This is a genomic window from Yoonia sp. MH D7, assembly GCF_054439475.1.
In genome coordinates, this window is sequence record NZ_JBTJCF010000001.1 from 750,058 (window position 1) to 763,920 (window position 13,863).

The 13,863-nt window shown below is 56.9% G+C and carries 12 protein-coding genes; 6 read left to right on the forward strand and 6 right to left on the reverse strand.

Annotated elements, in window-relative coordinates:
- Positions 1–43: 43 nt before the first annotated feature.
- The gene (locus tag ACXLHR_RS03665) at positions 44–1,036 is read right to left on the reverse strand and encodes an ABC transporter ATP-binding protein (protein WP_458790178.1); all 993 of its coding nucleotides are present in this window, start codon (positions 1,034–1,036) and stop codon (positions 44–46) included.
- Positions 1,026–2,030 (reverse strand): ABC transporter ATP-binding protein, encoded by a 1,005-nt coding sequence (locus ACXLHR_RS03670; RefSeq protein WP_458790179.1) that lies wholly within the window; start codon positions 2,028–2,030, stop codon positions 1,026–1,028. The genes ACXLHR_RS03665 and ACXLHR_RS03670 overlap by 11 nt, the downstream gene beginning before the upstream one ends.
- A gap of 176 nt (positions 2,031–2,206) precedes the next feature.
- Here ACXLHR_RS03670 and argE point away from each other — a divergent pair, with 176 nt between their 5' ends.
- The 3 genes from argE to ACXLHR_RS03685 all read left to right on the forward strand — a co-directional run bounded on the left by argE (position 2,207) and on the right by ACXLHR_RS03685 (position 5,934).
- Positions 2,207–3,364 (forward strand): acetylornithine deacetylase, encoded by a 1,158-nt coding sequence (argE, locus tag ACXLHR_RS03675; RefSeq protein WP_458790180.1) that lies wholly within the window; start codon positions 2,207–2,209, stop codon positions 3,362–3,364.
- On the forward strand, positions 3,361–4,701 hold the full coding sequence (locus ACXLHR_RS03680) for an NAD(P)/FAD-dependent oxidoreductase (RefSeq protein ID WP_458790181.1): 1,341 nt from the start codon (positions 3,361–3,363) through the stop codon (positions 4,699–4,701). Before argE ends, ACXLHR_RS03680 begins: the two co-directional genes overlap by 4 nt.
- A 69-nt stretch (positions 4,702–4,770) precedes the next feature.
- The gene (locus ACXLHR_RS03685) at positions 4,771–5,934 is read left to right on the forward strand and encodes a M20 aminoacylase family protein (RefSeq protein WP_458790182.1); all 1,164 of its coding nucleotides are present in this window, start codon (positions 4,771–4,773) and stop codon (positions 5,932–5,934) included.
- A 377-nt stretch (positions 5,935–6,311) separates the two neighbouring features.
- Here the strand turns inward: ACXLHR_RS03685 and moaA are convergent, their stop codons facing one another.
- Entirely contained in the window at positions 6,312–7,316 is a 1,005-nt protein-coding gene (gene moaA, locus ACXLHR_RS03690; RefSeq protein WP_458790183.1) for a GTP 3',8-cyclase MoaA, read from the reverse strand.
- A gap of 86 nt (positions 7,317–7,402) precedes the next feature.
- On the opposite strand from moaA, the gene ACXLHR_RS03695 reads away from it, so the two are divergent.
- A complete protein-coding gene (locus tag ACXLHR_RS03695) occupies positions 7,403–7,876 on the forward strand; it encodes a D-galactarate dehydratase (RefSeq protein ID WP_458790184.1) in 474 nt (157 codons plus the stop codon).
- Here ACXLHR_RS03695 and ACXLHR_RS03700 read toward each other — a convergent pair whose 3' ends face one another.
- The 3 genes from ACXLHR_RS03700 to glmU are packed head-to-tail and all read right to left on the reverse strand — an operon-like array spanning position 7,877 to position 11,725.
- Positions 7,877–8,551: a DNA alkylation repair protein gene (locus ACXLHR_RS03700; protein ID WP_458790185.1), complete on the reverse strand. Its 675-nt coding sequence runs from the start codon at positions 8,549–8,551 to the stop codon at positions 7,877–7,879.
- Complete coding sequence (gene glmS, locus ACXLHR_RS03705; RefSeq protein ID WP_458790186.1) at positions 8,548–10,371, reverse strand: glutamine--fructose-6-phosphate transaminase (isomerizing); 1,824 nt, start codon at positions 10,369–10,371, stop codon at positions 8,548–8,550. Before glmS ends, ACXLHR_RS03700 begins: the two co-directional genes overlap by 4 nt.
- A 4-nt stretch (positions 10,372–10,375) precedes the next feature.
- Complete coding sequence (gene glmU / locus ACXLHR_RS03710; protein ID WP_458790187.1) at positions 10,376–11,725, reverse strand: bifunctional UDP-N-acetylglucosamine diphosphorylase/glucosamine-1-phosphate N-acetyltransferase GlmU; 1,350 nt, start codon at positions 11,723–11,725, stop codon at positions 10,376–10,378.
- 126 nt (positions 11,726–11,851) lie between these two features.
- Here glmU and ACXLHR_RS03715 point away from each other — a divergent pair, with 126 nt between their 5' ends.
- Together ACXLHR_RS03715 and ACXLHR_RS03720 are read left to right on the forward strand one after the other, a co-directional pair.
- Complete coding sequence (locus ACXLHR_RS03715; protein ID WP_458790188.1) at positions 11,852–12,511, forward strand: HAD-IA family hydrolase; 660 nt, start codon at positions 11,852–11,854, stop codon at positions 12,509–12,511.
- Positions 12,512–12,645: 134 nt separating this feature from the next.
- Positions 12,646–13,854 (forward strand): DegT/DnrJ/EryC1/StrS family aminotransferase, encoded by a 1,209-nt coding sequence (locus ACXLHR_RS03720; RefSeq protein WP_458790189.1) that lies wholly within the window; start codon positions 12,646–12,648, stop codon positions 13,852–13,854.
- Positions 13,855–13,863: the final 9 nt, after the last annotated feature.

A 13,863-nucleotide genomic window follows, 5' to 3' on the forward strand; every position in this document is an offset into this window, starting at 1 on the left:
TTTATGACCTCGGGTCCCACCGTTTACCGGCAGGGGTCTATTGTTATGTTTCATTGTAAAGGTGGCAGGCGGTGAACTGGCCCGGTTTCACTTCGCGGTAGTCTGGTTCAATCCGTTTGCAGATATCCATCACAGCCGGGCAGCGTGTGCAGAAGTTGCAGCCTTCTGGCGGGTTCGAAGGGGACGGCACATCGCCTTGCAAAATCACCCGCTCGGTCTTGCGTGCAAGGGCCGGATCGGGTTCGGGAACCGCAGACAGCAGCGCGCGGGTATAGGGATGCAGGGGGGCTGCGAACAGGGTTTCGCGGTCGGTCAGCTCGACGATTTTGCCCAGATACATCACCGCCACACGGGTCGCGATATGGCGCACCATCGACAGGTCATGACTTATGAACAGATAGGTCAGGCCGAATTGTTCTTGCAGATCTTCGAGCAAGTTCACGACTTGGGCTTGGATCGACACGTCAAGTGCGGCAATCGGCTCGTCGCAGACGATAAACTTGGGGTTTAACGCTAAGGCACGCGCGATCCCGATCCGTTGGCGTTGCCCACCAGAGAAAGCATGCGGATAGCGCTGTGCGAACTTGCGGTTCAGCCCGACGGCATCCATCAGCTCGGCCACTTTTTCGCGCTTCTCAGCGGCGTTCAATTGGGTGTGCTCGTCCAGTGGTTCGCGGATAATCGCCTCGACCGTCATGCGCGGGTTCAAGGACGCTTGCGGGTCCTGAAACACCATTTGCATGGTCGGACGCATGGCGCGCAGCTGACTTTGTGGTGTGTCACCGATTTCGACACCATCCATTGTGATCTCACCAGCGGTAATGTCGTAAAGCCGCAGCACAGCGCGCCCTGCCGTGGATTTGCCACAGCCGCTTTCGCCCACAAGGCCCAGCGTTTCGCCTTCCATTACGTCAAAGGTGATCCCGTCAACCGCCTTCACTTCACCCACACGCCGCCGTAACAGGCCAGCATAAATCGGAAAGTGCATTTTCACGTCACGTACCGATACCAGCGGTTTGAGCGGATTAACCAGCATTGGCGACCTCCAGAGGATCAGCGAGGAAACACGCGGCGTCATGGCCGGCAGCGATCTCGAAACGTGGTGGCACTTTTGTCGCGCAAACCGGCATTGCTTTGGAGCAGCGGTCAAGAAACGGACAAGCGGTGGGTGCCCCCACGACAAGCGGCGGCTGGCCCTCAATCACTGTCAGGCGGGCGGCGCGTTTGCCCGAAATCGACGGGATCGTTTTCAGCAGGGCAGAGGTGTAGGGGTGCTGCGGGTTCGAAAACAAGTCCTGCACCGGTGCGTGTTCAACCACTTGCCCGCCATACATCACGATCACACGGTCCGCGATGCCTGCGATCACGCCAAGGTCATGGGTGATCCAGATCACCGCCATGCCCAGTTTGTCGCGCAGCTCTTTCATCAATTCCAGAATTTGCGCTTGAATGGTCACGTCCAGCGCGGTTGTCGGCTCGTCCGCGATCAGCACCTGCGGATCACATGCCAGTGCAATCGCGATCATGACACGTTGGCGCATACCGCCGGAAAACTGGTGCGGATAGTCGTCAAGCCGGCGTTGGGCGTCAGGGATGCCGACCAGTTCCAGCAATTCTTTCGCGCGTGCGGCCGCCTCTTTCTTGCTCATTCCCATATGTTTGCGCAGGGGTTCCGCGATCTGGTAGCCGACGGTGAACACAGGGTTCAGCGAGGTCATCGGATCCTGAAACACAAAGCCGATCTTGCCGCCACGGGTTTTGCGCAATTCCTCGGCACTGATGCGCAGCAGGTCCTTGCCTTGAAACATCACTGTGCCTGCGCGAATTTCGGCAGGCGGCATCGGCAGCAATCCCATCAGCGACATCATCGTTACCGATTTGCCCGATCCGCTTTCGCCGACGACGCCCAAAAGCTCGCCCGCTTTTAGATTAAAGCTGACGTCATTGACGGCGTGCACTTCGCCTGCGCGGGTTTTGAAGACAGTTTTGAGGCCTTGGACATCCAAGACCGGCAGTGCCGCATCGGGCATATAACACCCTCCCAGGTGGCTTATAATATTTTTATTATGCGCCATTACGATGAACGACACGGTATTTTATAAAACGGTAACATGGATTCTCGCGACCGCAAGCCAATTCCTGTTTGCGCATCCTACGTAAACCAGCAAAGCTGGCCGAAACATGAAATACAAGGAAAACGCACAAAATGTCAGCAGCACGCGAATTGATGGATCGATTGGTTAGCTTTCCTACGGTCAGTCGGGACAGCAACCTTGCCTTGGTGGATTTTGTCGAAGATTACCTGACCAGCCACGGCGTGACCTCGGTGCGCGTGCCAAACGAAGACGGCACCAAGGCCGCGCTATATGCCCATATCGGCCCGATGGTTGATGGCGGGGTGGTGTTATCGGGGCATACCGACGTGGTGCCGGTGGACGGGCAAGCGTGGGATACGGACCCGTTTACGGTGACGGAAATTGACGGCAGGTTATACGGGCGCGGGACTTGCGACATGAAGGGGTTTGATGCGCTGGCGCTTTCCGCAGTGCCGCTTGCAATTGCTGCGAATATTAAACGCCCGCTGCAAATTGCGTTATCTTATGACGAAGAAGTCGGCTGTATCGGTGCGCCGCCGATGATCGACCACATGGTTGCCCATGGTTTGCCGCGCGCTGATACGGTGCTGGTTGGTGAACCCTCGATGATGCAAGTTGTCACAGGACATAAAGGTGGCATCGGCTGGAAAATGCATTTTCGCGGCTTTGAGGTGCATTCCTCGCTGGCCTATACTGGCGTCAGTGCGATCATGATGGCGGCCAAGCTGATTGACTGGGCAAATGATGTGAATGCCGAGAACGCGGCCGCCACGCCCAGCGATTTGGCAGCACCCTTTGATCCGCCCTATACCTCGCTGCATGTGGGGGTGATCAGTGGTGGGACGGCCAATAATATCACCGCCAAGGATTGCCACCTCAGTTTTGATATCCGCGTTGTGCCCAGCGACAAGGTCGAGGATTGGGCGGCGCGGGTCTTGGATAAAGTCGCGCAGATTGACGCCGAGATGAAGGCGGTGCGCCCCGAGGCGGGCATTACTGCGACCGAGTTTTTCCGGCTTCCCGGATTGGCGCCCGAGAATATGGGGCGGGCCGAAGAACTTGCGCGCCGCCTGACCGGCGACAACGCAACCCATGTGGTCAGCTACGGCACCGAGGCGGGGCAATTCCAAGAGCGCGGTTATTCCGCTGTCGTCTGCGGGCCGGGGGATATTGCGCAGGCACACCAGCCGAATGAATATATCACTGTGGATCAGTTTGCGCAGGGCGAAGCGTTCATCGCGCGACTGGTCAAGGCGCTGGCAGAATGACCTTTCCGTTTCAAATGCAGACGCCGCCAGAGCATAGCGCAACACTGCCCGACCGTGCAGATGTGGTGGTGATTGGCGGCGGGATCATCGGCTTGATGACTGCATGGGAATTGGCCAAACGCGGCACACAGGTGGTGTTGCTGGAAAAGGGGCGGATTGGCGGCGAGCAATCGTCGCGCAACTGGGGCTGGATCCGCAGCCAAGGGCGCGATCCTGCGGAACTACCGATTATGGCGGAGGCTTCCGCGATGTGGCGGCAACTGGCCAAGGATGTTGGTGAAGATCTGGGGCTACGTCAGACCGGTGTGGCTTATCTGGCCAATGATCCCAAGGGGGTTGAGCGGTTTGAGGCATGGATGCCCAATGCGCGTGATCACGGGCTGGATAGTCAAATCCTGACCGCAAAGCAGACCGCCGATTTGATCCCGAACGCGGCGACAAGCTGGGCAGGGGCGCTGTGGACGCCGTCGGATATGAAGGCCGAACCGTGGATTGCAATGCCCGCGCTGGCCCGCGCTGCGGTGCGTGACGGTCTGGTGATTATCGAAGGCTGTGCGGTGCGCGCCTTGGATATATCGGGCGGGAAAATCACAGGGGTGATCACCGAAAAAGGGCGGGTCACCTGCTGCCAGACTGTGCTGGCGGGGGGCGCTTGGTCGCAGCTTTTGTTGCGCAGGCACGGCATGACGATTCCGCAACTTTCGGTGCGGGCGACTGTTGCTGCAACTGAACCACTCGATGACATGTTCGCAGGGGCTGCCGTTGATGATAATCTGTCGTTCCGGCGCCGCGTTGATGGTGGTTACACGCTCGCACCTTCCGGCTTTCACGAACTTTATGTCGGCCCCGACGCTTTCCGTGCGCTTGGCGGCTATGCGCGTGCCTTGCTGCAAGACCCGCTTGGCACAAAACTGTTGCCCGCCGCGCCAAAAGGATTTCCGGACGCATGGGGAACGCGGCGCAAGTGGGACGCGGATAGCACCTCACCCTTCGAGAAAATGCGTATTCTTGACCCGCAACCTAACGCTGCTAAAGCCGCCAAGCTGGCCCGCGATTTTGCCGCTACTTTTCCGCAGCTGGGCGAGGTCAAACTCAAAACCACATGGGCGGGTATGATAGACACGATGCCTGACGTGGTGCCGATTGTGGACCGCGCACCTATCGACGGATTGACGGTCGCCACAGGCATGTGCGGGCATGGATTTGGTATCGGACCTGCGTTCGGGCGCATCACCGCGCGCATTGTGATGGGGGATGATGCCGGATTCGACATGCAGCGGTTTCGCTATGGGCGGTTCACGGATGGGTCAAAGTTGACCCTTGGTCCGAACCTATAAGGAGGGCTTGCAGGTTGTGACTATCTGGTTCAGGGTTATCAAAACCCCTGATATTTTTGGAGCGCTGAAATGCCCGTAAAGAACCGTTTTGCCGAACTTTTGCCCGAGATCACCGCATGGCGGCGCGACCTGCACGAGAACCCGGAGATTTTGTTCGAGACGCACCGGACCTCGGCGATTGTGGCGGAAAAGCTGGCGGAATTTGGCTGCGACACCATTGAAACCGGCATCGGGCGCACTGGCGTCGTGGGCGTGATCAAAGGTAAAACCAACACATCCGGCAAGGTTATCGGTCTGCGCGCCGACATGGACGCGCTGCCAATTCATGAGGCGACGGGGCTGGATTACGCGTCCAAAACCGACGGCGCGATGCATGCCTGCGGGCATGACGGGCACACCGCAATGCTGCTCGGCGCTGCGAAATACCTCTCGGAAACCCGCAATTTTGATGGCACAGTGGTCGTGATTTTCCAACCCGCAGAAGAAGGCGGCGGCGGTGGGCGCGAGATGTGCGAAGACGGCATGATGGACAAGTTCGGCATTCAGGAAGTTTATGGCATGCACAACTGGCCCGGTCGTCCTGTGGGGTCGTTCTCGATCCGCTCAGGCGCGTTTTTTGCCGCCACAGATCAGTTTGAAATTATCATCGAAGGCAAAGGTGGCCACGCTGCCAAGCCGCAAGAAACTGTCGACAGTATCGTGGTCGCGGCGCAAACCGTTACCGCGCTGCAAACCATCGTCAGCCGCAACGCCGACCCCGTGGATCAAATCGTGGTCTCGGTCACATCGATCGAAAGCTCGTCCAAAGCTTTCAACGTGATTGCGCAGCGCACCCACATCAAAGGCACGATCCGCACCATGTCCAAAGAGATGCGCGCAATGGGCGAAGATCGCCTGACCACAATCGCCAAAGGCATCGGCGCGACCTTGGGGGCGCAAACCGAAGTCAAATTCTACCACGGCTACCCTTCGATGGTGAACCACGTCGAACAGACCGAATTCGCGGCCTCAGTGGCGACCAAAGTGTCAGGCGGATGCGACGAAGCGCCTTTGGTCATGGGCGGCGAAGATTTCGCCTATATGCTGGAAGAACGCCCCGGCGCCTATATTCTGGTTGGCAACGGCGACACCGCCGCGGTGCACCACCCTGAATATAACTTCGACGACGAGGCTATTCCCGCAGGCTGTAGCTGGTGGGCTGGGATTGTAGAAGAGCGTATGCCAACGGCATAAGAAAATCAGTGCAGGGCGTTAGTTTTCGCCCTGCACTGCACTAAGCGTTTAAGATAAAGTAGCGAATGATCCCGTATATATACAGAGCGGAAAAAACGATGTTGATGTATTTCAACTGAGGCTCTGAATGCAGCCATCCGCAATAGATCCATATAAAACAAAATGGTAAGCCAAACATCATAGCCGCCAATTGCCAGTCTTGGACAATGGAAATCGTGCTACATAAGCCTAGCACCAAGGCGAACCATTTCAGCGGCTGCTCGTATGCAGCCATCTTCAAAAGTATCATATTTTATGTAACTTTCAGGACGTCAGCGCCGTGAACCCGGCGATCTGATAACAAGTCTGATAGCTGATTTTGGACAATCTATCAAGCTTTACCCGCCGGTATGGCTCATATGACGCGACACTTGTCCGTCCACCTTCTGGCGCGAATAGTCGAAATCATGGCCTTTAGGTTTCAGCGTGATGGCATGGCGAATAGCCTCGTCCAGCACGGCGTCATTCTCGGACGACCGTAGGGGGCCGCGCAAGTCGGAATGCCCTTCTTGACCCAAACAGGTATAAATCTCGCCGGTGCAGGTAATCCGCACGCGGTTGCAGCTTTCGCAGAAATTATGCGACAGGGGGGTAATCAGGCCGATTTTCTGCCCTGTTTCATCAATGCGGAAATAGCGCGCGGGGCCGCCTGTGTTGTCGGGCAGGTCGGTCAAGGTGCTACGCGTCGCAAGTTTTGCACGCAAATCTTTCAGTGACCAATATTGGCCAATGCGGTCTTCGTTGCCTAGATCACCCATCGGCATAACTTCGATAAATGTCATATCCACGTCGCGCGCAGCCGCCCAGTCGGTGAGGGTAAACAGCTCGTCTTCGTTAAACCCTTTCAGGGCTACCGCATTGATTTTCACACGCATGCCCGCTGCTTGCGCCGCATCAATGCCGCGCAAAACCTGAGGCAATCGGCCCCAGCGGGTGATGCGCGCGAATTTTTCCTCGTCCAACGTATCCAGCGATACGTTGATGCGTTTCACACCACAGGCGGCGAGCTGATCGGCGTATTTTTCCAACTGACTGCCATTGGTCGTCAGCGTCAGTTCACGCAGCGCACCCGTCTCCAGATGCCCGCTCATGGCCTCGAAAAACGTCATGATGCCGCGCCGCACGAGGGGTTCACCGCCGGTAATGCGCAGCTTTTTCACGCCCATACGCACAAAGGCCGAACACATGCGGTCCAGTTCTTCGAGTGTGAGCAATTCCTTCTTGGGCAGGAACGTCATGTTTTCAGACATACAATACACACAGCGGAAATCGCAGCGATCCGTCACGGAGACGCGCAAGTAATCAATGGTGCGGGCGAAGGGGTCGATCAATGGGGCTATCATAGGGTGAACCTAGGGCCACGCGAAAGACTGCGCAAGGCGCACGCGGCATCTTGCGCAGATGTTTGGCGCACAATACGATCATAATTATGAAATATGTTGTCCTGTTCCCCGCTCTCATTCTTGCAGGTTGTGCGCAACCGCTTTTGCAAGGTCCCAACTCAACCACAGGTGCGCCTGATGTGATGCCCGCAACGCTCGATTCTACGCCGCCACCGGCGCCGCCCTCTGCGGCACGTACGGTTGCGCAGTTTGATACGACAACGGCCGAGGACCGCGCCGTGGCGACTGCTGCGCCCCAGCCCGCATCCGAGACAAATCTGGGCAAGACCGTTGCCACGCTTGGGTCGCCAGCTGATCCGGGGATTTGGCTGAAAACCCCGCTTGTACAGACATTGGTCTCAGGGCGCGCAGTTTACGGAGCTAATGGCAAGTCGGTGAATTTGGAATTGCGTCCCTCTGGCGGCGCGGCAGGCTCTGGCAGCCAGATTAGCCTGCCTGCGATGCGTTTGTTAGATGCACCGTTGACAGGTTTGCTGGAACTGACCGTTTATAAAGACTAATTACCCCAAGTTTCGGCTAGCTTCTTTACGCACAAACTTCTTCATGTCCTCGGCGTGACGGTCCACAAATGTGGCAACGGTCTCGGGGTCATGCTTGGACAGGTGACGTAGCCAGCCCGCAATTGCGTCCTGCACGACAAATTCTTTGTCTTTCAGCACGGCCTCGGCCCAATCCAGAACCCGCTCGCGCACCGCGATTTCCTCGGGCTTGGGATGGTTCTGCTGGGTCCACGGCAGCGTGAATGTAAACGCCGCGCGGCGCGACCATGCGTGATCTGACGCGATCCAGTCTGCGACGATATCCAGACGGGCAGGGTCAGAGACAAGGCGCTTTTGGCCCGCGGTTGCAACCTTATCGGCAATTGCCAAGCAGTCGATTTCAGGCACCCAAGCGCAGATCAAATCCCACGCGGCGGTGTCATCAGGGCGGATACGGGCTTGGGTCAATAATTTAGCTGCGGCGATGCGACCTTCGTGCACATTGCTGTCCCACAAATCGCGCGCCAAAGCGAGGCGCAGATCAACATCGAGATCAGTGCGCCAGCCCTTTACCGCGGCATCTAGCACAGAGGTTTCAACCCCTAAATAGGGGCGGTCGACCTTGTGATACGTCGTCATCCGTTCGACGTTTTCAGGGTTTGATCCGAGTTGATCTAAGGCTTCTTGTGCGTTCATTCGACTGTCACAGACTTGGCTAGGTTACGGGGTTGGTCCACATCAGTGCCTTTGGCAATGGCGGTATGATAGGCCAGCAATTGGGCTGGCACGGCGTAAAGAATGGGTGCTAGGAAATCATCAATTTCGGGCATGACGATGGTATCCCACACCCCCATGCTGGCCTCATTTGCGCCCTTTTGATCGGTGATTAACAACACCTTGCCGCCGCGTGCCATGACTTCTTGCATGTTTGACACCGTCTTTTCAAACAGTGCGTCACGCGGGGCCATGACGATCACAGGCACATGCTGGTCGACCAAGGCAATGGGGCCGTGCTTCAACTCGCCAGATGCATAAGCTTCGGCGTGGATATAGCTGATTTCTTTCAGTTTTAACGCACCTTCTAGCGCCAATGGATACATCGCACCGCGGCCTAAGAATAAAATATCGCGGGTCTCTGCCAGTTTGGCCGCAACCTGCTTTGTCTTATCCTCAATCGCCAGCGCAGTGTTCAAAACACCGGGCATCGCACGCAAGGCAGACAGTTTATCGGCCAGAGTTGCATCATCAATCATGCCGCGATCTTTGGCAGCTTTCAGCGCCAAAATCGCCAAGGTGGTTAACTGACATGTGAAGGCTTTGGTCGACGCCACACCAATCTCGGTCCCCGCCAGAATCGGCAATGCCAGATCGCTTTCGCGGGCAATCGAGCTTTCCGGCACGTTGACCACAGACAAGATCATCGAGGCTTTGCCTTTCATATAGCGCAGCGCGGCCAGCGTATCGGCGGTTTCGCCCGATTGGCTGACAAAGACCGCGACAGTGCCTTTGGTCACAGGCGGCTCGCGGTAGCGGAACTCAGAGGCCACATCGACTTCGACAGGGATGCCGGCGATCTGCTCGAACCAGTATTTCGCAACCAGACAAGCGTAGAACGCCGTGCCGCAGGCCACCATAGTCAGGCGCTCGACTTGCGCAAAATCGAGCGCGGGGGCGGGCAGGGTGACGCCGGTGCCATCTTGGTTAATGTAATGCGCCAAAGCGCCTTGCAAAACCGTTGGCTGTTCGGCGATTTCTTTCGCCATAAAGTGTTTGTAGCCGCCTTTATCCACCGCACTTGCGTCGATCTGGATGATTTTGACAGGGCGATTGGTTTGCTGTCCGTCGGCATCTCGAATTTCCAGCGAGCTGCGCGTCAGAAACGCCATGTCGCCTTCTTCCAGATAGGTAATTTTGTCTGTCATTGGCGCCAGCGCAATCGCATCGGACCCCACAAACATCTCGTTCACGCCGTGACCAATTGCCAAAGGCGAGCCCTTGCGCGCCGCGATCAGCAAATCATCTTCGCCTTCAAACAAGAAACAAAGCGCATAGGCCCCCTCAAGTCGCGCAATCGTCTGGATCGCCGCGTCGCGGGGCGCAGCACCTTGATCAAGGTAATATTGCGCAAGCAGGGCGACGGTTTCAGTATCGGTATCCGTCGCGTAATGAATGCCATTTTCTGCGAGGAACGCGCGTAGCTCGCGGAAATTCTCGATGATGCCGTTATGCACAACTGCGACGCCACCTGCACGGTGCGGATGCGCGTTATTGACGTTTGGCGCGCCGTGGGTGGCCCAACGGGTGTGACCAATGCCAGCCTTGCCTGCAAGCGGTTCATGTACCAGCAAATCGGACAGGTTCACCAGCTTGCCAATAGCCCGTCTGCGGTCCAAAACCTTGCCATTAATCGTGGCAATTCCCGCGCTGTCATAACCGCGATACTCTAACCGTTTGAGCGCTTCCAAAAGGATTGGCGCTGCTTCATGTGTCCCAAGAACACCAACAATTCCGCACATTTTACTAGTCCTTTACCCGTTTAGCCTTCAAAGCCTTTAACTTTTCGAACATTTTCACCGCAAGGCCGGTCTTGTTCTCTTGGCGCGCACGCGCCACAGCCAGATCGCCATCGGGGACATTTTTTGTAACCACTGTGCCTGTTGCGGTCATCGCCTCGTTACCTATCGTCACCGGGGCGACCAGCATTGTATTCGAGCCAATAAACGCATCCGCGCCAATCGTGGTACGATGCTTGAAAACACCGTCATAATTGCAGGTAATCGTGCCTGCGCCAATATTTGTGCGCGCACCGATATCCGCGTCCCCGATATAGGTCAGGTGGTTGACCTTGGCGCCTTCAGCAATGACAGCGTTTTTGATTTCGACAAAGTTGCCAACATGCACGTCTTCTTGCAACTCTGCACCGGGGCGCAAGCGTGCAAAGGGGCCAACAGTCGCGCCGCGCGACACATGGCAGCCCTCGAGATGCGAAAACGCCCGAATACGCGCGCCGGTTTCGACCGTTACGTTGGGGCCAAACACTACGTTCTGCTCGATGATCGCGTCGCGGCCAAGGTAGGTGTCATAGCTGAAAAATACGGTTTCGGGGGCCAGTAATGTGACCCCGTCCTCAATCGCTAAGGCACGCGCGCGGGTTTGGAAACCGGCCTCTGCGGCGATCAGTTCGGCGCGGCTATTCACGCCTAATGTTTCGGCCTCTGCGCAGCGCACGACAGTGGCAGAAAGCCCCTGCGCGCGGGCAATGCCAATGATATCGGTCAGATAGTATTCGCCCGCCGCATTGTCATTGCCAACCTTCGAGATAAGGTCAAACAGCACTGATGATTTTGCTGAGATAACACCACTATTACAAAGTGTTACCATGCGTTCTTGATCTGTTGCATCCTTGAATTCAACGATCTTTTCAAGCGTTTCACCGTCCACAATCAAGCGGCCATAGCGGCCCGGTTCAGCGGCTTCAAATCCTAGCACGACGACATCATGGGTTGCCCGCGCTGCCGCCATCGCTTCTAAGGTTTCGGGTGTAATAAAGGGCGTATCGCCGTATAAAACCAGCGCGTCTCCGTCAAAACCTGCTAGCGCGTCTGCCGCCTGTAAAACCGCATGGGCAGTGCCAAGCTGCTCTTCTTGCAAAACTGTCTGCGCTTCTGGATCATAGGCCAATGCCGCCTTGCTGACGGCGTCCGCCCCATGCCCCGCTACAATAACGGTTTTCTCAGGTGCCAGAGCTGCGCCAGCCCGCATGGCATGTACCAACATCGGCGCGCCGCCGATTGCATGCAGGACCTTTGGCAGTTCGGAATTCATCCGTCTGCCCATACCTGCGCCCAAAATGATTAATGCTGTCGTCATATCCCGCTCGCGCCCTATATTTTTGTGGGTGTTTACCTGATCACGGCATTATCACAAGGGTAGGGGGTTCACATCCTTTTACGTATCGTTACAGATGCCACGGTACGCGCCCATAAAGGATAGGTTATGCCCACTGTTGTTTTTGATCTCGACGGCACGCTTGCCGATACCAGCGGCGACCTTTTGGCGGCGGCGAACAGCTGCTTTCGCGATCTTGGGCTGGGTGATCTGCTGACAGTGGCCGACAAAGGCACTGCGCTTAAGGGCGGGCGTGCGATGCTGCGCTTGGGCTTTAGCCGCGTCGAGGGGTTTGACGAGAGCCACGTTGACGCAGGCTATCAACCGCTGCTGGAGGCGTATGCAAAGGATATTAACAGCCACACGGTCCTGTATGACGGCGCAATGCAGGCGGTGAGTGATTTGAAATCCGCAGGCTATAAGGTCGCGATTTGCACCAACAAGCCCGAAGGCTTGGCCGAGATCCTGCTGCAAAGCCTTGGGGTGCGTCATGAATTTGCAGCACTTCTTGGTGCAGATACACTTCTGGTGCGCAAACCCGATCCTGAACATTTGTTTGAGACCGTGCGGCGCGTCGGCGGCGATATTACGCGCACTGTGCTGGTAGGCGACACCGTGACCGACCGCGATACGTCAAAAAACGCCGGCATCCCCTCGATCCTTGTAACATTTGGGCCAGGTGACGACGACGTGCGCGATCTCGCCCCTGAAGGCTTGATTTCGCATTTTGACGAGTTGCTGGATGAGGTGCGGCGGCTTATCGGGTAAGGTGATCTTTTGCGGTTTTATGGGTGGTCGTTAACAACATGCTCAAAAGAGCTATTTCAGACGCGGATGTTTCCAGATTATCGACCACGCGACTTACGATTGACGTGGTCGGGCCTGATGCACACACTCGCGACATGACAGAGATATTCAGCGGCAGCTTCACTCAGCAGGAATCGATTCCCCAAGAGGGGATTGATGCAGCGATTGCCGTGATGCAAAGCGGACGTTTGCATCGATATAACACGTCAGGCGATGAAATCGCGCAGGCGGCATTGTTAGAGGAAGAGTTCGCGGCGCTGACGGGCGCAAAATACTGTCTTGCGGTAGCTTCGGGCGGTTATGCGATGACAACGGCCCTGCGCGCTTGTGGGGTGAGCCACGGCGATCATGTGTTGACCAATGCGTTCACGCTTGCGCCTGTGCCCGGGGCCATTGCGGCCGTGGGTGCCAGTCCGGTCTATGTGGGTGTGACCAAGGACCTTGTGATCGATCTTGATGATCTGGCCGAAAAACTTCCGTGCGCCAAAGTCCTGTTGCTGTCCCACATGCGGGGGCATCTGTGTGATATGGATCGGCTCATGGCGATGTGTGACGCCGCGGACGTGATCGTGATCGAAGACTGCGCGCATACGATGGGTGCCGCGTGGCGCGATATTCCATCAGGGCGCTGGGGCAGGTTCGGCTGCTACTCTACGCAGACCTATAAGCATGTGAACGCGGGCGAGGGCGGTTTGCTGGTCTCGGACGACGCGCAGGGCATGGCGCGTGCGATTATGCTGTCGGGTAGTTATATGCTGTTCGACAAACACCGCGCCGCACCGCCGCCAGAAAGCTTTGCGCAGATAAAATATGAGACGCCCAATATTTCGGGGCGCATGGATAATCTGCGCGCCGCAATCCTGCGCCCGCAGCTGCGCGATCTTGCAACCCAAGCCCGACGCTGGAACGAGCGGTATACGACCGTCGCTGAAATCCTTGCGCGCACCACAGGGCTGACCCTGCCAGAACGACCCGAGGCAGAGCATTACGTTGCCTCATCGATCCAGTTTCTGTTGCTCGATTGGGCAGCCGACGACGTGGCAGCTGTGATTGAGGGCTGCAAATCACGCGGCGTCGAGTTGAAATGGTTTGGTGGCGCAGAGCCAAGCGGCTTCACCTCGCGCTACGATAGCTGGCGCTATGCGGCCTACGTGCCCATGCCACAAACCGACCGCATCCTTGCGGGGATCATCGACATGCGGTTGCCGTTAACTTTTTCGTTAGAAGATTGCGCGATGATCGGGCGGATTATCAAATCCGTTGTCAACGGCGTTCACCAGCAGTCTGGTCACGGCGCGACATGAATGACCGGG

What these genes read in the sequence shown, in the direction of transcription:
- ACXLHR_RS03695 (WP_458790184.1), top strand. Translation starts at nt 7,403, where the DNA reads ATGAAATATGTTGTCCTGTTCCCCGCTCTCATTCTTGCAGGTTGTGCG.
- ACXLHR_RS03680 (WP_458790181.1), top strand. Translation starts at nt 3,361, where the DNA reads ATGACCTTTCCGTTTCAAATGCAGACGCCGCCAGAGCATAGCGCAACA.
- glmS (WP_458790186.1), bottom strand. Translation starts at nt 10,371, where the DNA reads ATGTGCGGAATTGTTGGTGTTCTTGGGACACATGAAGCAGCGCCAATC.
- moaA (WP_458790183.1), bottom strand. Translation starts at nt 7,316, where the DNA reads ATGATAGCCCCATTGATCGACCCCTTCGCCCGCACCATTGATTACTTG.
- glmU (WP_458790187.1), bottom strand. Translation starts at nt 11,725, where the DNA reads ATGACGACAGCATTAATCATTTTGGGCGCAGGTATGGGCAGACGGATG.
- ACXLHR_RS03670 (WP_458790179.1), bottom strand. Translation starts at nt 2,030, where the DNA reads ATGCCCGATGCGGCACTGCCGGTCTTGGATGTCCAAGGCCTCAAAACT.
- ACXLHR_RS03665 (WP_458790178.1), bottom strand. Translation starts at nt 1,036, where the DNA reads ATGCTGGTTAATCCGCTCAAACCGCTGGTATCGGTACGTGACGTGAAA.
- ACXLHR_RS03715 (WP_458790188.1), top strand. Translation starts at nt 11,852, where the DNA reads ATGCCCACTGTTGTTTTTGATCTCGACGGCACGCTTGCCGATACCAGC.
- ACXLHR_RS03720 (WP_458790189.1), top strand. Translation starts at nt 12,646, where the DNA reads ATGACAGAGATATTCAGCGGCAGCTTCACTCAGCAGGAATCGATTCCC.
- ACXLHR_RS03700 (WP_458790185.1), bottom strand. Translation starts at nt 8,551, where the DNA reads ATGAACGCACAAGAAGCCTTAGATCAACTCGGATCAAACCCTGAAAAC.
- ACXLHR_RS03685 (WP_458790182.1), top strand. Translation starts at nt 4,771, where the DNA reads ATGCCCGTAAAGAACCGTTTTGCCGAACTTTTGCCCGAGATCACCGCA.
- argE (WP_458790180.1), top strand. Translation starts at nt 2,207, where the DNA reads ATGTCAGCAGCACGCGAATTGATGGATCGATTGGTTAGCTTTCCTACG.